The organism is Pantoea allii, assembly GCF_046529425.1.
GTDB lineage: Bacteria > Pseudomonadota > Gammaproteobacteria > Enterobacterales > Enterobacteriaceae > Pantoea > Pantoea allii.
On record NZ_CP125958.1, the window covers coordinates 1,827,925 to 1,846,513 of the forward strand.

15 protein-coding genes and 1 tRNA gene are annotated in these 18,589 nt (G+C 54.0%); 14 read left to right on the forward strand and 2 right to left on the reverse strand.

Annotation, left to right across the window (positions count from 1 at the left end; all coding sequences use genetic code 11):
• Positions 1–345 precede the first annotated feature (345 nt).
• Positions 346–603, reverse strand: a complete 258-nt coding sequence (locus QNH99_RS08720; RefSeq protein WP_256852395.1) for a helix-turn-helix domain-containing protein — start codon at positions 601–603, stop codon at positions 346–348.
• A 102-nt stretch (positions 604–705) separates the two neighbouring features.
• On the opposite strand from QNH99_RS08720, the gene QNH99_RS08725 reads away from it, so the two are divergent.
• The gene (locus QNH99_RS08725) at positions 706–948 is read left to right on the forward strand and encodes a helix-turn-helix domain-containing protein (RefSeq protein ID WP_256852345.1); all 243 of its coding nucleotides are present in this window, start codon (positions 706–708) and stop codon (positions 946–948) included.
• 54 nt (positions 949–1,002) lie between these two features.
• Here the strand turns inward: QNH99_RS08725 and QNH99_RS08730 are convergent.
• Positions 1,003–1,078: transfer RNA gene (locus QNH99_RS08730), tRNA-Asn, on the reverse strand.
• 504 nt (positions 1,079–1,582) lie between these two features.
• On the opposite strand from QNH99_RS08730, the gene QNH99_RS08735 reads away from it, so the two are divergent.
• The 13 genes from QNH99_RS08735 (at position 1,583) to QNH99_RS08795 (ending at position 18,530) form a co-directional block, all read left to right on the forward strand.
• Positions 1,583–2,506 carry a sugar ABC transporter substrate-binding protein gene (locus QNH99_RS08735; protein ID WP_109717314.1) on the forward strand — a complete coding sequence of 308 codons (924 nt, stop codon included), beginning with the start codon at positions 1,583–1,585 and terminating at the stop codon, positions 2,504–2,506.
• Positions 2,507–2,537: 31 nt separating this feature from the next.
• Entirely contained in the window at positions 2,538–4,022 is a 1,485-nt protein-coding gene (locus QNH99_RS08740; RefSeq protein ID WP_410517568.1) for a sugar ABC transporter ATP-binding protein, read from the forward strand.
• Between the two features lie 14 nt (positions 4,023–4,036).
• On the forward strand, positions 4,037–5,071 hold the full coding sequence (locus QNH99_RS08745; RefSeq protein ID WP_145394106.1) for an ABC transporter permease: 1,035 nt from the start codon (positions 4,037–4,039) through the stop codon (positions 5,069–5,071).
• Positions 5,072–5,789: 718 nt separating this feature from the next.
• Positions 5,790–6,707 (forward strand): nitrogen assimilation transcriptional regulator NAC, encoded by a 918-nt coding sequence (gene nac, locus QNH99_RS08750; RefSeq protein WP_063880109.1) that lies wholly within the window; start codon positions 5,790–5,792, stop codon positions 6,705–6,707.
• Positions 6,708–6,916: 209 nt separating this feature from the next.
• Entirely contained in the window at positions 6,917–7,876 is a 960-nt protein-coding gene (cbl, locus tag QNH99_RS08755) for an HTH-type transcriptional regulator Cbl (RefSeq protein WP_096010770.1), read from the forward strand.
• 139 nt (positions 7,877–8,015) lie between these two features.
• A complete protein-coding gene (locus QNH99_RS08760) occupies positions 8,016–9,473 on the forward strand; it encodes an NAD-dependent succinate-semialdehyde dehydrogenase (RefSeq protein WP_410517569.1) in 1,458 nt (485 codons plus the stop codon).
• 354 nt (positions 9,474–9,827) lie between these two features.
• Positions 9,828–11,297, forward strand: a complete 1,470-nt coding sequence (locus QNH99_RS08765) for an aldehyde dehydrogenase family protein (RefSeq protein WP_145394104.1) — start codon at positions 9,828–9,830, stop codon at positions 11,295–11,297.
• A 32-nt stretch (positions 11,298–11,329) separates the two neighbouring features.
• A complete protein-coding gene (locus QNH99_RS08770; protein WP_063880105.1) occupies positions 11,330–11,998 on the forward strand; it encodes a haloacid dehalogenase type II in 669 nt (222 codons plus the stop codon).
• A gap of 10 nt (positions 11,999–12,008) precedes the next feature.
• The gene (locus tag QNH99_RS08775; RefSeq protein WP_256852344.1) at positions 12,009–13,286 is read left to right on the forward strand and encodes an NAD(P)/FAD-dependent oxidoreductase; all 1,278 of its coding nucleotides are present in this window, start codon (positions 12,009–12,011) and stop codon (positions 13,284–13,286) included.
• Positions 13,287–13,433: 147 nt separating this feature from the next.
• Positions 13,434–15,041: an ABC transporter substrate-binding protein gene (locus QNH99_RS08780; RefSeq protein ID WP_109717310.1), complete on the forward strand. Its 1,608-nt coding sequence runs from the start codon at positions 13,434–13,436 to the stop codon at positions 15,039–15,041.
• Between the two features lie 26 nt (positions 15,042–15,067).
• A complete protein-coding gene (locus QNH99_RS08785) occupies positions 15,068–16,021 on the forward strand; it encodes an ABC transporter permease (RefSeq protein WP_063880102.1) in 954 nt (317 codons plus the stop codon).
• Positions 16,021–16,869, forward strand: coding sequence for an ABC transporter permease (locus tag QNH99_RS08790; protein ID WP_063880101.1), 849 nt, complete (start codon positions 16,021–16,023; stop codon positions 16,867–16,869). Before QNH99_RS08785 ends, QNH99_RS08790 begins: the two co-directional genes overlap by 1 nt.
• Positions 16,866–18,530 (forward strand): ABC transporter ATP-binding protein, encoded by a 1,665-nt coding sequence (locus QNH99_RS08795; RefSeq protein ID WP_109717309.1) that lies wholly within the window; start codon positions 16,866–16,868, stop codon positions 18,528–18,530. Before QNH99_RS08790 ends, QNH99_RS08795 begins: the two co-directional genes overlap by 4 nt.
• Positions 18,531–18,589: the final 59 nt, after the last annotated feature.

Here is an 18,589-nt window from a genome sequence, read left to right on the forward strand (position 1 = left end):
TGACCTGCAGATTATTGATGGTAATCCTTTACATCCCAATAAGGTTTTCTGGTCGTCACCGCCGTTCAGAACACGGTTGGGCTTTGAAACGGATGAGGCATTCCCAGAGGCTATTGAAGGGTGTGCAGCCCGTCTGCACCCTGATATTCCACCCGGTTCTTTCATCATCAATTGCCATGTGGCGCGACCAGCGTACCCGTTCTGATTTTTCAGGCGATTGAAAAGGCCAGTGACAGGCACACCACCCGTATTTTCTGTGTCGCGTACCTTGCGTCGGTCCTGGCACCAGGTAGCCTTCTTCATTCAGTAAAATGGCGTAGCCGTAATGAACGCCAGCCCGGCCTCTCAATTCTGTTTCAGCGTTATTTTTCGTTTCGGCACTATCTCCTCCAGAAGCGGCGCAGGCTCAATCCCCAGCAGGTGTGCCACATGGACGAACTCGATCACATCTAATCGCCGCTCACCACTTTCAATCTTAGCGATAAAGGATTGGGGTTTATTGAGCGCATCCGCCAGCCGCTGCTGGGTAATGCCTTTCGCTACTCTTGCATCACGTAATGCTTTAACAACGCGTTGATATTCTTCTGTATAGATAGTCGACATCGTTTTATCTCGATCTTTATCCCAAAATCGAATATCTCGCGCTGGCTGATTTATCCCAAAATGGGATAATGCGATGCGTTTGCATAACGAGGAGTGAATAAGATGGAACATCAGGACTGGCATCCGGCAGATATCATCGCGGGAATAAAGAAACAAGGTACATCGCTGGCAGCACTGTCGCGCAAGGCGGGTTTGGCCTCATCCACATTGGCCAATGCACTCACGCGGCCCTGGCCGAAAGGGGAAAGCATTATTGCGGCTGCGTTAGGGGTTAAACCGGAACAGATTTGGCCATCGCGCTATTCCCATGCAGCCCGTCTTACCGGGCGACGCCACAAACGCTAACCCCCAGCAAGCAAAAAGCCCGCTCAGGTTTCCCTGAGCGGGCTTTTCAAAATCTGGCTCCTCTGACTGGACTCGAACCAGTGACATACGGATTAACAGTCCGCCGTTCTACCGACTGAACTACAGAGGAATTGTTGGAACGGGGCGAATAGTAGCGGCGTCAGTTCGGGATGTCAAAGCACTCTTTCATCGTTTGCGTTCAAGTGCTCGTAAAAGCAGCGCTTTGGCGAATATCAGACACATTCGCTTGCTTTTCAAACTGCTAACAGGATCTCACTTTAAACCCATTTCTCAGTAGATGTTAGACGCATGTCAAAGTTTTGTTATTTGACGATATCAAAACACTTGTTTCAGTGCTTTTATGATAAAAATTTCAAAAACAAAATATATGGAATAAATAAACTGCTCGGCGCGGGAAAGTGGGATGGACGTGCCAGCGCAAAGAGGATGCCTCATCCTTAGTTAGTAAAATCATGTAGATAAGAAAAGTAATGGTGGATTGAAAAAAAAGCATTAACGGAGTTGCCTTACCTCAAATTTTCCATAAAAACGCCAGCGAAGCGGTTCGAATGTAAAAAATATTTTTCATTCAAAGCGTTATTCGCTAGCAAGTTAACAAATAAGAAGGGTCCCTATGAACATCAAAAAAACGATTGTTGCCTCACTGTTAGCCTGCATGTTACCCGCCGCCGCAATGGCAAAAGATATTTCCGTTGGCGTTTCAATGGCGTTGTTTGATGACAACTTTCTGACGATTGTGCGTACCGCCATGCAAAAAGAAATGCAAAAAGATGGCGTGAAAGGTCAGGTTGAAGATGCCAAAGGCGATGTGGCCCAGCAGCTCCAGCAGGTACAAAATTTTATTGGTCAGGGCGTGGACGTCATCATCGTTAACCCGGTAGACACGAACGCCGTGAAACCCATCATCGATCAGGTAACCAAAGCCGGAGTGGCGCTGGTGTTTGTTAACCGTAAACCTCAGGCCCAGTTAGGCGACAAGATGGCGTATGTGGGCTCTGACTCCGAGCTGGCGGGACGTCTGCAGATGGAAGCGTTGGCGAAAGCCATGAACGGCAAAGGCAATGTGGCGATTCTGCTGGGCGATCTGGCTAATGAAGCCACGCGTGAACGTACCAAAGGCGTTGAAGCCGTGGTCGCCAAATACCCAAATATTAAAGTGGTACAAAAACAAACGGCCAAATTTACCCGTAACGATGCGGTAGATGTCGTAAGTAACTGGATGACCGCTGGCGATGATATCAATGCCATCGCGTCAAACAACGATGAAATGGCGATTGGCGCCATTCAGGCATTAGGCAAGAACGATAAACACATTCTGGTAGCAGGCGTGGATGGCACACCGGATGCGTTGCAGATGATCAAGAACGGCAAGATGGTGGCCAGCGTATTCCAGGATGCTAAAGGCCAGGGTGAAGGCGCTGTTCAGACCGCCATCAAGCTGGCTAACGGTGAGAAAGTGCAGAAAATTGTGGATATCCCCTTCCAGCTGATCACCAAAGACAACTACACCAAATACGTTGGCATGAACCAAAAATAAACGTCCCGAACCTGTTGTACGGAGGTGATGTATGACCGCTTTTGCGCTTGAAGCCGAAGGCATCAGCAAGTTCTTTCCAGGCGTTAAGGCACTGAACAATGTGTCACTGCGCGTACGTTCTGGAACGGTACATGCCTTGATGGGTGAAAATGGCGCGGGCAAATCCACTTTAATGAAGTGCCTGATCGGGATATATCGTCCCGATCAGGGCACCATTAAGATTAAAGGGGAGCCAGTGCAATTCAGGGACACCATGGATGCGTTACGGTCCGGTATTTCTATGATCCATCAGGAACTGAATCTGGTGCCGCACATGACCGTGGCTGAAAATATCTGGCTTGGACGGGAGCCGGTTAAATTTGGCTTTGTCGACCATGCTCAGTTGAATAAAGAAACCCAGGCGCTGCTAAACCGGCTGAATATTAAACTGAAAGCCGACAGCATGGTGGGCGAGCTGAGTATTGCCTCGCAGCAGATGGTAGAGATTGCCAAGGCGGTATCCTGGAATTCCGACATTGTCATTATGGACGAACCCACCTCCGCCTTAACGGAAACTGAAGTCGCGCATTTATTTACCATCATTCGCGATCTGCGCCAGCAGGGGAAAGCCATCATCTATATCAGCCACAAAATGGATGAGATCTTTGCCATCACGGATGAGATTAGTATTTTCCGTGATGGTAACTGGGTCGGCAGCGACATCACCAGTGAATATACGCGCCAGTCGCTGATTACCAAGATGGTTGGACGTGAGCTGACACAGCTGTTCCCCAAATTCAACAATGCCATTGGTGAAGAGGTGCTGACGGTACGTAACCTCACCTGTAAAGACCGGTTTTCTGAGGTGAGTTTTAGCGTACGTCGTGGCGAAATCCTTGGCGTTGCCGGGCTGGTCGGGGCAGGGCGCAGCGAGGTGATGGAAACCCTGTTTGGTATGACGCATTTTGACAGCGGTGAAATCCTGATTGATGGCGTACCAATCACTATCGACTCGCCGTCTGCCGCGATTGAAAAAGGCATGGCGTTTCTGACTGAAGATCGTAAGAAGTCTGGGCTGTTTTTAGTGTTGTCGGTGTTAGAGAACATGAGCATCGTCAACATGCCTGAATACAGCGGTAAAAGCGGTTTTGTCAGCCATGTCAAAATGGCCCAGGACTGCATGGATCAAATTCGCCGCCTGAACATCAAAACCCCAACCATGGATCAAATCATCAATAACCTGAGCGGGGGAAATCAGCAGAAAGTGCTTATCGCTCGCTGGCTGCTGGCCCAACCGAAAATCCTGATCCTGGATGAGCCAACGCGAGGAATCGATGTAGGGGCAAAAGCCGAAATTTACCGTTTGATCAGTGAGCTTGCCAACCGTGGAGTCGCCATCATTATGGTGTCGTCAGAGCTGCCGGAGATTCTGGGCATGAGCGACCGTATAATGGTGATGCATGGCGGGCGCATTACCGGCATCCTCAATAAAGAAGAAGCCGACCAGGAAACTATTTTGTCGTTAGCATCCGAATGAGGCGCGAAACCACTATGAGTAACACAAAAGTCACGGCCGCTCAGGCTCCTCAACAACAACCCTCGTTTCTGTCGACCTTGCGCCATCGCATGCCAAAGGACACCGGCATCTTTGTGGTGATGGTGGGGATTGCCCTGGTTTTTGAAATGTTCGGCTGGTATGTGCGCGATCAGTCCTTTTTACTCAATCCTAACCGCCTGGTGTTGATCGTCCTGCAGGTTGCTATCATCGGCATCATTGCCGTGGGTGTGACGCAGGTGATCATTACGACCGGTATCGACCTTTCTTCCGGTTCGGTGATTGCGTTAACCGCAGTGGTGGCTGCCAGCCTGGCGCAAACGTCAGACAGTCTCACGCCGATGTTCCCGTCGCTGGTTAATATGCCTGCGGTTGTACCTATTGGTGCCGGTATCGGGGTCGGTTTGCTTTGCGGGCTGATCAATGGCGTCTTAATTACCCGTACCGGTATCCCGCCGTTTATTGCCACCTTGGGTATGATGGTCTCCGCGCGCGGTCTGGCGCAGTATTACACCCAGGGCAACCCCATCAGTTTTCTGTCCGATGGATTCACCTCTATTGGTCAGGGTGCTATGCCGGTGGTGATTTTCCTGGTTGTGGCGCTGGTGTTTCACGTTGCGCTGAAACATACCCGCTACGGCAAATATGTTTATGCCATCGGCGGCAATATGACTTCGGCCAAAGTGTCCGGCATTAACGTCAATAAATACCTGATCATCGTTTACACCATCGCGGGGGCGCTGTCAGGCCTGGCGGGTGTGGTGCTGGCGGCACGCGTCAGCAGCGGCCAGTCAAGCATGGGCGTGGGCTATGAACTGGATGCGATTGCCGCAGCGGTCATCGGCGGCAGCAGCCTGATGGGCGGCGTGGGTCGTATTACCGGCACGCTGATTGGTGCGGTGATTCTTGGTCTGATTAAAAGCGGATTCACCTTTGTTGGGGTGGATGCGTATATCCAGGACATCATCAAAGGCATCATCATCGTCGCCGCAGTTACCATCGATATGCGACGCAATCGCGCCAAACGCTAATACGCTGCCGCCTTTGCGCCGTAGCGGCGTTGGCACCAGGCGCTTATCCCAGTCACATAGTTGACTATGCTCCTGGGCCTAAGCGCCTGGCGCCGCCTTGCTACAACACAAATGCGTTTGCGTATTCGCGCTTTGCTGGCTGAGGTGAACAAGAGACAGCAAAACTAAAAAGCTTTTTACCGAAATCCCGTGGAGGTTTTCTCTGGTGCCAGAGGATATCTGCCTTGCTACAACACAAATGCGTTTGCGTATTCGCCTTGCTAACCTTTTATAAAACGTGAGCGAATTTACATGTGACAGGTGGGAAGACGTTTCGAATCGATCAATCGCTCAGGCAATAAACGTGTTTCCCCTCAGCCTGCCGTCTTAGACTTTTACGCAGCAACGCCTCTCTCTTTCTGCTTTTTCTCCTGCATAACCGGGCCGGGCGCTGGCACGTCGATAACCTTTGCTGGCACAGGGCCGACGCTGCACGCTGGTTTGACATATTGCGCACTGTTGCGGTGCAGCTCACCTCGCGTTGCCGCCTGAATGCGGCGGTGCTCCCAGACTTACCTCTTTGGAGGTACAGATAAACGCTGTTTATTCTGATGCTTAGCAATTATTTCCCAACATGTTTCGCGATCTGAATAAACCTGGTCTGCATATTGCAATTCCCTCTTATGCAAGCTGGTTGACAGAGACCAGCCAGACACCTTGACGTAGCAACGGAGGCAAGATGAATTTAAGACGGCTGAAATATTTTGTGAAAATCGTCGATATCGGTAGCCTGACGCGGGCAGCCGAAGTGCTGCATATTGCTCAGCCTGCATTGAGCCAGCAGGTTGCTACGCTTGAAGGTGAGTTGGAACAGCAGCTTCTCAACCGCACCAAGCGCGGCGTTACGCCGACGGAAGCCGGGAAATTACTTTACAGCCATGCGCGCGTTATTCTGCGGCAGTGCGAACTGGCACAGTCAGCAGTGATGAATGCGGGTGAGGTGGTCAACGGGCAGGTGTCGATTGGCCTGGCACCGGGAACGGCGGCCTCAGCCTTAACTATGCCGCTGCTGCAAACCGTACGGGAACAGTATCCCGATATCATGGTTTATCTGCATGAAAACAGCAGCAGTGCGCTAAACGAAAACATCATCAACGGTCAGTTGGATATGGCCGTGCTGTATGACCGGGCGCCGACGGCAGGCATTAACAGCGTGCCGTTGCTGAAAGAAGATCTGTATCTGGTGGGCACCACGGCCTGTCCTGGGACCAACGTGGATCTGGCCGACGTGGCGCAGATGAGCCTGTTTCTGCCACGCGACTACAGCGCGGTGCGCCAGCGGGTCGATGAGGCGTTTTCACTGCGTCGCCTGAGTGCGCGCATTATTGGCGAAATAGAGTCGCTTTCTACCCTCACCGCCGCCATATCAAGCGGAATGGGTGTGACCGTGTTGCCGGAGTCGGCTGCCCGGGCGCTGGTAGGATCAACCCAGGCGTGGATGGCGCGCATTACCAGTCCGACCATCAGCCTGCCGTTGTCGCTGAACCTGTCGCACCGTTTGCCTTTATCGCCGCCTGCGCAGGCCGTTAAAAATATCCTGCTGTCGCTGCTTAACAAGCCGCTGACGGAAAAACGCGAACTCACGCTGGTCAGCTAACGCTCATCCTTGTTGATCTGTCTGTAAAGCAGGGCGCGGAGACATCGCGCCACTGCCCTTTCTCTGGCTGTCCTCCCTGATGTGATTCATTCCTTCCTGCTGCGTGTCATATGCTTTAAATGCATAAATAAAACTTTTTTAGTATTTCCTGTTATCGATAATCCTTTTTACCCTCTGGTTATCAGATTGTGTAAAGAGAGGTAAAGGGTGTGAATTTCCAGCAACTTAAAATTATTCGCGAAGCCGCGCGGCGGGAGTTCAACCTGACAGAGGTGGCAAGCACCCTGTTTACGTCACAATCGGGCGTCAGTCGCCATATCCGCGATCTGGAAGATGAGCTTGGCGTCGAAATTTTTATCCGGCGCGGCAAGCGACTGCTCGGTATGACGGAGCCGGGTAAGGCGTTGTTAACCATCGCTGAGCGAATTCTGGACGAAGCCGGTAAAGTCCGTCGTCTGGCGGACGTTTTCACCAATGAATCCAGCGGTATTCTCTCCATCGCAACCACCCATACTCAGGCCCGATACAGTCTGCCACCGGTTATTAAGGCGTTCCGCCAGCTTTATCCCAATGTCCGGCTTGAACTCAACCAGGGATCGCCGCAGGAAATCGTAAATATGCTGCTGGCAGGAGAGGTGGATGTCGGCATTGCCAGTGAAATGCTGGTGAACAACGGCAGTCTGGCGGCGTTTCCATGGTTCAGCTGGCATCATGCTTTGCTGGTGCCGCACGATCATGACCTCGTTCAGCAGCAACCGGTATCACTGAATGCGCTGAGCCACCATCCTCTTATTACCTATCGTCAGGGCATTACCGGACGCTCGCGCGTGGACAGAGCCTTTCAGGGTGCAGGTTTAAAACCGGACATCGTGCTCAGCGCCCAGGATTCCGATGTGGTGAAAACCTATGTCAAACTTGGTCTCGGAGTCGGTATTCTGGCCGATCAGGCCTGTGAAACCGAGCCGGGCGGAGAGCTGGTCAGGCTGGATGCCACGCACCTGTTTGACGCCAACACGGTATGGCTGGGCCTGAAACGGGGACAGCTACAGCGCAACTACGTCTGGCAATTTCTTGAGCTGTGCAACGCCAACCTGTCGCTTGAAGAGATCAAAAAGCAGGCGCTTTCATCAGCGGGTGATGATGAACCGGTGATCGATTTTCAGATTTAACGCTCGGGCATATCGTGACGGCATAAAATTTTTTTTCTGCCGTAAATCCTCTCAGCGAACGCTTTCTGGCTGGCAATAACAACATCCTGCGCTTCCCCCCACCCGATAAAGTGGAAAGATCTGAACAAAGGGGGATGGGATGTCACGTATACAACTAAACGATCACACGCTGCTGCGCCAACAGGCGCTGTTTGCGGGCCAATGGCAGAATGGCTATCAGGGCGAAACCTTGCCGGTTATCGACCCGGCCACCGGCGACACGCTGGCCACCATTCCGGCGCTGGGCCGTGAGGAAACCGAGGCGGCAATTAACCACGCGGAGTCGATGCGTCATGAATGGGCAAAAACGCCTAATGCCACACGTGCCGGGCTGCTGGAGAAGTGGTACCAGCTTATTATCGATAACGCGGACGATCTTGCCATCATCATGACGGCCGAGCAGGGCAAACCGCTGGCGGAAGCGAAAGGTGAAGTGCTGTACGGCGCCAGTTTCGTCAAATGGTTTGCCGAAGAGGCACGTCGCATTTATGGCGATACCATTCCTGCTCCCACCTCAGACCGCAGAATTATCGTGTTGAAACAGCCGGTCGGTGTAGCGGCAGCGATCACACCCTGGAACTTCCCTATCGCCATGATTACCCGCAAGGTGGCTCCGGCGCTGGCGGCGGGTTGCCCCATTATCGTTAAACCCTCCGACCTGACGCCGCTCTCTGCGCTGGCGCTGGCGGTACTGGCCGAGCGCGCCGGTTTTCCGTCCGGTGTCTTGCAGGTGGTCACCGGTATGCCGACGGAAATTGGTGCCGCGCTGACCGAAAGCCGCCTTGTCCGTAAGATCTCTTTTACCGGTTCAACTCGCGTGGGTCAGTTACTCATGAAGCAGTGCGCTGACAGCATAAAACGCCTGAGTCTGGAGCTGGGGGGAAATGCGCCGTTAATCGTTTTCGATGACGCCGATATTGAGATTGCGGTGGCGGGCGTAATGACCAGCAAGTTCCGTAACGCCGGGCAAACCTGCGTCTGCGCCAACCGGATTCTGGTTCAGCGCAACATCTATGAACGCTTTTCCGCCCGTCTGCTGGAGGCCGTTGCTACCCTGAAGGTGGGTGACGGATTTGCAGCCGGAAGCACCATCGGGCCGCTAATCAATACCGGGGCGGTTGAAAAGGTGAATGCGCACATCGATGATGCCTTACAAAAAGGGGCGACGCTGTTAACAGGCGGCATCAGCAATGGAACGGGCACCTGGGTTCAGCCTACCGTGCTCGGTCAGGTCACGCGTGAGATGCGTATTGCCCAGGAAGAAACCTTTGGCCCCGTGGCGCCGCTGTTTATCTTCGACGATGAAGAGCAGGCACTGGCGATGGCAAATGACACACCTTATGGACTGGGCGCTTACTTCTTTACCGAGAATATTCGTCGTGCCTGGCGGGTAGCGGAAGCGCTGGAATTTGGCATGGTCGGTTTTAATACCGGCGTAATCTCTTTAGAAGTCGCTCCTTTTGGTGGGGTAAAATTATCCGGTATTGGTCGTGAAGGTTCACGTTACGGAATTGATGAATATCTGGAGCAAAAAACTTTCCATCTCGGCAGCCTGTAATTTAAAACGGTATTCATAAATGTACGCGCCAGCATAAGCACTCTGCTGGCGCTTTTTTTTGTGCGCCAGATCTAAGTTTTCCTTCCATTCTCCTTTTTAGTGCAAGTTTCATGCGCAATGCACCAAAGCAATGCGGCTTTTTTGTGAGGTAAATCATCTGTTTAAGGCTTCGGCAATTCCGCAATAAATCCGTCATTAATACGGCAGAAAAATTTTTTTGCGTGGTTTTAAACGCATTTTAATTTTCTTAACGGCTGGCATACTTTCTGCATTACCTAATTAATATTTCAGAAAAGCATTGCCGAAATTTAACCAAACCAGTGTGTGACGGCTGTAACAAATAAGGATTCTTCCATGTTGAGTTTCGACCCGGAAAGCGTGCAACTCCCGTTGGGCCATTATATCGGCGGGAAACATGTGCAAACACAAGGCGAATCTTTTGCCGTCAAACGCCCCTCAGATGGTCACGTCTTTGCCACTCTGCATGAAGCGCAGGCCGAGGACGTTGACCATGCCGTCATGACGGCCCATCAGGCATTAAAAACCAGCGGCTGGTCAGGCTGTGCACCCCGTGAACGCGGTCGGATAATGCGTCGCTGGGCCGATTTAATTGAGCAGGATCGGCTGCTGGCACAGCTTGAAGCGCTGGGCTCGACGCGTCCGATTGCTGACGTAATACAGCATGAAATTCCTTTCACTGCCGAAGCCATCCGTTTCTATGCCGAATGCGCGGACAAATACAGCGGTGACCTGTTCCCCACCCGTGAAAACAGCCTGGGGATGTTGATTGCAGAACCCTATGGGGTGATCGGTGCCATTACACCCTGGAATTTTCCGTTGTCGATGGCCTCGTGGAAGTGCGGACCGGCGCTGGCTGCGGGGAATGCCGTGGTACTCAAGCCATCAGAACTGACGCCGCTTTCTACCGTACGCATGGCAGAACTGGCGGTCCAGGCCGGTTTGCCGGCCGGTATCCTCAATATTGTACAGGGCAGTGGGGCCGTAACGGGCAGTGCGCTCGTCAGGCATCCTCTGGTCCGTAAGGTCTCCTTTACCGGCTCAACCCTGACCGGCGCGCGCATTATGAGCGATGCGGCGCAGTTCGGCATGAAACCGGTGACGCTGGAGCTGGGTGGAAAAAGTCCACAACTGGTCTTTGATGATGCGGGTGATATTGAGGTGCTGGCGCAGCGTATTCTGCGCGGCTTTACCGCCAATGGCGGTCAGGCCTGCGTAGCGGGTACGCGCTTAATCGTGCAGCGCGGCATTGCCGATGCGCTCACGGCGCGACTGACGACATTGTGCCGTGAGGTTAAACCCGGCGTCACCTGGCAGGAAACCAGTCGTTATGCGCCGCTGATTGATGCACGCCAGGGCAATAAAGTGCGTTCGGTGATTGAAGAAGCCAAAGCCCTGGGCGCAGAAGTGCTGGTGGGCGGCGAACGCTTTGCGGATACCGATGAGGGCTGGTTCTGGCAGCCCACGCTGTTAAGCCAGGTTAAGCCTGATAACCCGGCGGTTCAGCAGGAAATTTTTGGTCCGGTGCTGACGATTCAGACCTTCGATGAGGAAGAGCAGGGGCTGGCACTGGCGGCACATGACACGTATGGCCTGTGCGCGGGCGTGCATACGCTGAGTCTGCCCCGGGCGATGCGGGCGATACGCGCGATTGAAGCCGGTACCGTCTGGGTCAACCGCTACGGTCGCTCTGGCGATTTTATTATCCCTACCGGCGGCTTTCTGGGATCGGGTATTGGCAAAGATTTGGGTCGCCAGGCCTTCCAGGCCTGCCAGCGCCAGAAAAGTGTACTTATCGATTTTTAAGCACCACACCTGACAATAACGAGGTTAATTCAATGGCACTGTTTAAACCCAAATTCATCACATTTGATTGTTACGGCACGCTGATTTTTTTTGACATGGCCGGTGCGGCTAAACGCTGTTTCGCCGATCGTGTCGACGCAGAAGCGCTGGACGCCTTTGTAACTGATTTTTCCAGCTACCGTCTGGACGAAGTCATGGGTGCATGGAAACCCTATTACGATGTCGTCAGCAATGCTATTCAGCGCACCTGCAAAAAGTGGGGCGTGAAATGGCAACAGGCAGACAGCGATTTTATTTACGCTGACTGCGCCACCTGGGGCCCGCATCCTGATGTGCCCGCTGGCTTAGCCAAAGTGGCAAAAGAATTCCCGCTGGTGCTGTTGACTAACTCGATGAATGACCTGATTCCTCATCATATTCCTCGCCTGGGCGCACCGATCCATATGACGATCACGGCGGAAGAGGCCGGTGCCTACAAACCGCATATGAAAGGTTTTGAATACATGCTGGAAAAACTGGACTGCCGTCCGGACGAGATCCTGCATGTGTCATCCAGTTTCCGTTATGACCTGATGACCGCCCACGACCTCGGCATTAAGCATAAGGTCTGGGTCAACCGCGGCCATGAACCGGCTAATCCGTATTATCAATACACCGAAGTTAAAGACATTGGCGGCCTGCCTGGCGTCGTCGGTCTTTGAGGACATCGACATGAAACTGGAATCGTACTGGCAAGCCACCGCCCCGTCGTTCAGCGCTGCCGCGCCGGGGCCGTTGCCGTCACAGGCGGATGTGGTGGTGATAGGCGCTGGCTTTACCGGTGTGTCTGCGGCGCTGACGCTGGCGCGAAACGGTATCAATGTTGTGGTGCTGGATAGCGGAGAAGTGATGAGTCAGGCCTCGTCGCGCAACGGCGGTCACTGCAATACCGGCGTGGCGCAAAACTTTGCCTCGCTGGTTGCCAGCCAGGGACTTGAACAGGCCAGTCGCTTCTATCGGGCGTTTGATGATGCGGTTACCTATGTCGAGCAGTTGGTGAAGGACGAGCAGATTCACTGCGATTTTCGGTGGTGCGGCAAACTCAAGCTGGCCAGTAAAGCCTCGCATTTTGCCGGACTGCAGGACGCCTTCACGTTGATGCGGCGCACGGTGGACCCCGATATCCAGTTACTGAGTAAAGATGAGGTTCAGCGTGAGATCGGCAGTAGCGATTTTCACGGTGGATTGCTGCAACAGCGCGGCGGTCAGATGCACATGGGCAAGTTTGGTGTGGGCCTGGCCGAAGCCGCGGCACGCAGCGGCGCAAAAATTTATCCCCACCATCACGTCACTCAACTGGAACGCCTTGACGGTTATCGCCACCGGGTGGTGACCAGCAAGGGTGAAATCCAGGCAGACAAAGTGCTGATGGCAACGGGCTGCTCCAGTGAAGGTCCGTTTCCATGGTTCCAGCGTCGTATCGTGCCGGTAGGCAGCTTTATCGTTGTCACTGAGCCGCTGGATGATGGGCTCATCCGTACCTTGCTGCCGGAGGATCGTAACTACGTTACCTCCATGAATATTGGTAACTACTTCCGCACCACGGCGGACCGCCGTCTGGTCTTTGGTGGACGCGCGCGCTTTGCCATCAGCAATCCGACCTCGGACTCACGCAGCGGCGAGATATTGCATGCTGCAATGGCGAAGATGTTTCCGAAGCTGGCTAACACCCAAATTGATTACTGCTGGGGTGGCATGGTGGATATGACGGCCGATCGCCTGCCGCACGCCGGCGAACAGGACGGCATATTTTATTCGCTGGGTTACAGCGGTCATGGCACCCAGATGTCGGTATGGATGGGCCGCGTGATGGCCGATCTGTTAAGTGAGAAAGTCCGGGACAACCCCTGGCAGCGTCAGACATGGCCTGCACTGCCGGGCTATCACGGAAAACCGTGGTTTTTGCCCCTTGCCGGGCTCTACTACAAAGCAAAGGATCGCCTTTCGTAAATTCACATTGTTTTTCAGGCCGTTGCGGAGTTGTTGTGTTTGCCGAAAGCGACCAACAGCCCGCCGCGGATGGGCAATGCAGCATGCGCCGTCTGAATAACGCAGGGAATTTTCCATGTTCGCTCGAACACGTAATGAGGTGTACAGATGAGTAAAATTGATAATAAAGAATCTGACGTAACCAATCCTGCTCTGACGCGGATGATCACTGAAGGCACATTGTCTCGTCGCAGTTTAATGAAGCTACTCTCCGCCGGTGCGGTGATGAGCACGGGACTGATTGGCTTCCCCGGCATGGCGCTGGCGGAAAGCAAACCCGTACAGGGCGGGAAACTGCGTGTCGGGATGTCTAACGCGTCTGCAACCGATACGCTGGACCCGGCAAAAGGCAGTAACAGCGCCGACTACACGCGCCAGTTTATGTTTTACAGCTGTCTGACCGAGGTCGACAAGGCGATGTCCGTTAAGCCCGGCCTGGCAGAGTCGGTTGATTCTGACGACGGCATCACCTGGAGCATTAAACTGCGCAAAGGTGTTACCTTCCACGACGGTAAACCTTTTACCGCGAAGGATGTGATTTTCTCGCTTAATCGTCATAAAGATCCTGCCGTTGCCTCTAGCGCATTCAAGCTTGCTGAACAGTTCAAGACCATCACTGCCGTCAACGATAATGAAGTGCAGCTTGTTCTCGTGGCACCTAACTTTGATCTTCCCTACATGCTGACCACGTCTCCCTTCCTGATTGTTCAGGATGGCACCAAAGATTTCAGCAAAGGGATCGGCACTGGCCCCTTCGTATGCAAGAGCTTTACGCCTGGCGTGAATACCGTAGGCACCAAAAACCCGAACTACTTCAAACCGGGCCTGCCGCATCTGGACGAAGTGGAGCTGCTTGGCGTTACCGATCAGGCTGCCCGCGTCAACGCCCTGCTGTCGGGCGATATCCAGGTGGCCTCGGGCCTGAAAGCCTCAGACAGTATGCGCATTGGTCATACGACGGATCACGCGGTGCTTGAAACCAAGGGCGGCATGTATACCAACCTGATCATCCGTACCGATATCAAACCCGGCAGCAACCCGGATTTCGTGCTGGCGATGAAATACCTGCAGCCAAGAGAAATCATCGTGAAAACGGTACTGCAGGGCTTTGGCGATATCAGTAATGACACGCCGGTTCCGCCGTGGCATCCGCTGTTTAACGCCGATCTTAAACCGCGTCCGCTCGATCCTGAAAAAGCCAAGTTTTACATCAACAAAGCGGGCATGACCGGTCAGTCGATAGAGATTATTACCACGCCGCCGCTGGAAGGCGCGACGGAAGGCGCGCAGCTCATCCAGCAGGTCGGGCGCAACGCAGGGCTTAACGTTAACGTGCGGCGCGTGCCGTATGAAGGCTACTGGGGAACACACTGGACGAAAGATCCGGTCGGCTACGGCTCGATCAACCCGCGCCCAACGCTGGATATGCTGTTCTCACAGTTCTACCTGTCAAGCTCCTCCACGAACGAGAGCGGCTGGAAAAATCCCCAGTTTGACCAGTTGGTGATTGCGGCACGCGGTGAGCGTGATAAAGCCAAACGCAAGCAGATGTACGGTGATATGCAAACCCTGATCTATGACCACTGCGGTACGCTCATCCCGGCATTTATCAGTTCAATGGATGGCTACAGCAAGAAGGTTAACGGCCTTGAGGCCTGGCCATCGGGCATGCTAATGGGCTATCGCTTCCATGAGTTTGCCTGGCTTTCAGCCTGATAATCGTCTGACGAAGGAGTTCGCCGATGAACCGATACATGATGTTCCTGATTGCCCGGCGCATTGGCGCCGGCATCCTGACCTTGCTTATCGTCTCGGCGGTGGTATTTTTTATCACCAGCCTGCTGCCGGGCGATGCGGCGCAAATGATCCTGGGGCAAAACGCCACGCCAGAAACGGTAGCGGCCTTGCGCCAGCAGCTCGGTTTAGATCAGCCGCTGCTGGTGCGCTATTTCACCTGGCTTGGCGGCATGCTGACGGGGAATTTTGGCACCTCATTTGCAAGTCATCTGCCGGTCGCACAGCTGGTGGCGCAGCGTCTTCCCGCCACCTTTGAACTCGCTGCTACTACCACAGCGATTTGTGTGCCGCTCGCACTGATTATTGGTATCGCGGCGGCCATGAATCGTGGCTCCAAACTCGATCGTGCGCTGGTGATTGGCACGATGGCGACGGTGGCCGTACCGGAATTTCTGGTGGCCACGATTGCGGTGCTGATTTTTGCCGTGAAGCTGCACTGGGTTTCTGCGATGTCGCTGGGCAGTCCCAGTATGGACTTCGCCAGCTACATCAAAGCCTATGCGTTGCCGGTGATGACGTTATGCTGCGGGCTGGTCGCGCAAATGGCACGTATGACCCGCGCGGCCATTATTAACCAACTCGACAGCCCTTATCTTGAAATGGCCTTGCTCAAAGGGGTTTCCCCCATGCGGGCGGTGTTACGCCATGCCTTACCGAATGCCGTCGGCCCCATTGCTAACGCGATTTCCCTCAGTCTTTCTTACCTGTTTGGTGGGGTCATTATTATCGAAACCATCTTCAGCTATCCGGGTCTGGCCAGCCAGATGGTCGACGCGGTCAGTAATCGCGATCTGCCGGTGGTACAGCTCTGCGTAATGCTGTTTGCCAGCTGTTATCTTGTGCTGCTGCTGGCGGCGGATATTGTCACTATCGCCTTTAACCCGAAATGGAGGAGCTGATGAAAATATTGCTTCCGTGGCGTATTTTTCAGTCACTGTCTTTATCGGGCCGCCTGGGCCTGGTGGTGACCTTGTTCTGGTTGATCATCGCCATCTTCGGCACCTGGTGGGCACCCCACAATCTTGACGACATTGGTGTCGGGCCATTAATGGGCGGATTGACGCATGAAAACCTGCTGGGTACCGATTACCTCGGACGGGATATGCTCAGCCGCATTATGTACGGTGCGAAGTTTTCCCTGGGGCTGGCGCTGGGCGCTGCCATGCTGGCCAGCCTGATTGGCACCATGCTGGCGCTGTTAGCGGCGGTAACCGGACGCTGGCTGGAAGAGCTGCTGGGCCGTATCAACGACGCGATGCTGGTGTTGCCAGGCAAAATACTGGCGCTGATGATTGTGGCGGTGTTCGGGTCCTCGCTGCCGATGCTGCTGATCACGGCGGTGTTTACCTACTGGCCGGGTGCGTTTCGTATCGCCTTTGCCCTCGCCAGCAACTTACGCAACATGGACTATGTCCGCGCCTCTCGCCTGCGGGGCGAAAGCCGCTGGTACATCGCCATCCACGATATTCTGCCCAACATGGTGCACCCGGTCCTGGCGGATTTTGGTCTGCGCTTTGTGTATATCGTTTTACTGCTGAGTGGATTGAGCTTCCTCGGGCTGGGCGTTCAGCCACCTTATGCCGACTGGGGAACATTAGTGCGTGAAAATATTCAGGGGTTGTTTGACGGCTCACCGGCGGTGTTGATGCCTGCGGTAGCGATTGCCAGCCTGACCATCGCGGTCAACCTGTTTATTGACAGCTTGCAAAGCATGCGTCCGTTGACGCTGGCAAAGGAGGGGGCATGAACGTGACACAACATACGGCAATGCCTGTGATTTCTGTCGATAACCTGCGCGTGACGGCGCATACCGACAATGGGGATGAACTGGATATCGTCTCCGATATCCGCTTCACGGTGCAAAAAGGCGAAGTGCTGGCGCTGATTGGCGAATCCGGCTCGGGTAAAACCACCATTGCGATGGCGCTGATGGGCTATGCGCGCCACGGTTGCAAGATCGCTGAGGGCAATATTCATGTGGCGGGCACCAACATCATGGATCTCACGCCCGCGCAGTTGCGCGTGTTTCGCGGCAATAAAGTGTCCTATATTGCCCAGAGTGCCGCCGCCTCTTTTAACCCCGGAATGAAAATCATCGATCAGGTTATCGAACCGGTCGTGATTCACGGCACCATGACGCGCAAGGCGGCGAAGGTCAAAGCGCTGGCGTTGTTCCGTGAGCTGGCCTTACCCAACCCGGATACGATTGGCGATCGCTTCCCCCATCAGGTCTCAGGCGGGCAGTTACAGCGTTTAATGACGGCGATGGCCCTGATTAGCGATCCCGAGGTGGTCATTCTTGATGAACCCACCACGGCGTTAGACGTGACGACCCAGGTTGAAGTGCTAAAAGCCTTTCGTCGGGTGGTGAAACAACGCGGCGTAACGGCGATTTATGTCAGCCATGACCTGGCCGTGGTGGCGCAAATGGCCGACCGGATTCTGGTTCTGCTGCAAGGCAAAATTGCCGAATACGGCACAACGGCGCATTTGATTGGTGCACCCCAGGCGGACTATACGCGCCTGCTGATGGATGCCGCTCAGCAAAAAGAGCGGCCCAGCAACTGGTGTCAGGCAAAGGCGAATGAACTACCGTTGCTTGAAGTGCGTGACCTGTCAGCCGGTTACGGTCCAAAGGGCAGTGATGGATTGCCCAAAGTCCGCATTCTGGAAAATATTAATCTCACGCTGTGGAAAGGTCAGGCCATTGGCATTATCGGGGAATCCGGCTCGGGTAAAACCACCCTGGCGCATGCCATTGCCGGTCTCAATCCTGCCTGCCAGGGACATGTCCTGTTTAACGGCCACTCTGTTGCGGGCCAGATGCAAAAACGCAGCGACAATGAGCTGCGACGTATTCAGTACGTTTTCCAGATGGCGGATACAGCCCTCAATCCGGCCCATAGCGTGGAACGCATTTTAACGCGTCCGCTGACGCTGTTTCATGGTCTGAGCGGCATCGCTCGCCAGCAGCGACTCTATCAACTGCTTGATCTGGTTAAGCTGCCGCGCACCGTGCTGTCCCGCCGCCCCTGGTCACTGTCAGGTGGGCAAAAACAGCGTGTTAACCTGGCCCGTGCACTGGCGGCTGAACCGGATGTGATTTTATGTGATGAAGTCACGTCGGCGCTGGATACCGTGGTAGCTTCCGCCGTGCTGGATCTGATCAGCGAACTGCGCCGCGAGCTGGGCCTGTCGGTAATGTTTATCAGCCACGATATGCACGCCGTGCGCGCGGTATGTGATGAGATCGTCGTGATGCGAAATGGCAGCATCGTCACTCAGCTGGCGCGCAGCAATTATGACCAGCCTACCAGTGAACTCTATTTCGAACGCCTGAAACGTGCGGTTCCTGAGCTGCGTCAGGGCTGGCTGGATGAGCATGAAGAGATTCTGAAAGCTGAGTAACAGGCTGTTATGCCGTCGACCACGTTCGACAGACAGACAGTATCCAGGCGCCGGGCGCG

Coding starts and splice junctions, on each gene's coding strand:
- QNH99_RS08795 (WP_109717309.1), top strand. CDS start 16,866: ATGAACGTGACACAACATACGGCAATGCCTGTGATTTCTGTCGATAAC.
- QNH99_RS08765 (WP_145394104.1), top strand. CDS start 9,828: ATGTTGAGTTTCGACCCGGAAAGCGTGCAACTCCCGTTGGGCCATTAT.
- QNH99_RS08775 (WP_256852344.1), top strand. CDS start 12,009: ATGAAACTGGAATCGTACTGGCAAGCCACCGCCCCGTCGTTCAGCGCT.
- QNH99_RS08780 (WP_109717310.1), top strand. CDS start 13,434: ATGAGTAAAATTGATAATAAAGAATCTGACGTAACCAATCCTGCTCTG.
- QNH99_RS08745 (WP_145394106.1), top strand. CDS start 4,037: ATGAGTAACACAAAAGTCACGGCCGCTCAGGCTCCTCAACAACAACCC.
- QNH99_RS08785 (WP_063880102.1), top strand. CDS start 15,068: ATGAACCGATACATGATGTTCCTGATTGCCCGGCGCATTGGCGCCGGC.
- QNH99_RS08790 (WP_063880101.1), top strand. CDS start 16,021: ATGAAAATATTGCTTCCGTGGCGTATTTTTCAGTCACTGTCTTTATCG.
- QNH99_RS08720 (WP_256852395.1), bottom strand. CDS start 603: ATGTCGACTATCTATACAGAAGAATATCAACGCGTTGTTAAAGCATTA.
- QNH99_RS08725 (WP_256852345.1), top strand. CDS start 706: ATGGAACATCAGGACTGGCATCCGGCAGATATCATCGCGGGAATAAAG.
- nac (WP_063880109.1), top strand. CDS start 5,790: ATGAATTTAAGACGGCTGAAATATTTTGTGAAAATCGTCGATATCGGT.
- QNH99_RS08740 (WP_410517568.1), top strand. CDS start 2,538: ATGACCGCTTTTGCGCTTGAAGCCGAAGGCATCAGCAAGTTCTTTCCA.
- QNH99_RS08760 (WP_410517569.1), top strand. CDS start 8,016: ATGTCACGTATACAACTAAACGATCACACGCTGCTGCGCCAACAGGCG.
- QNH99_RS08735 (WP_109717314.1), top strand. CDS start 1,583: ATGAACATCAAAAAAACGATTGTTGCCTCACTGTTAGCCTGCATGTTA.
- QNH99_RS08770 (WP_063880105.1), top strand. CDS start 11,330: ATGGCACTGTTTAAACCCAAATTCATCACATTTGATTGTTACGGCACG.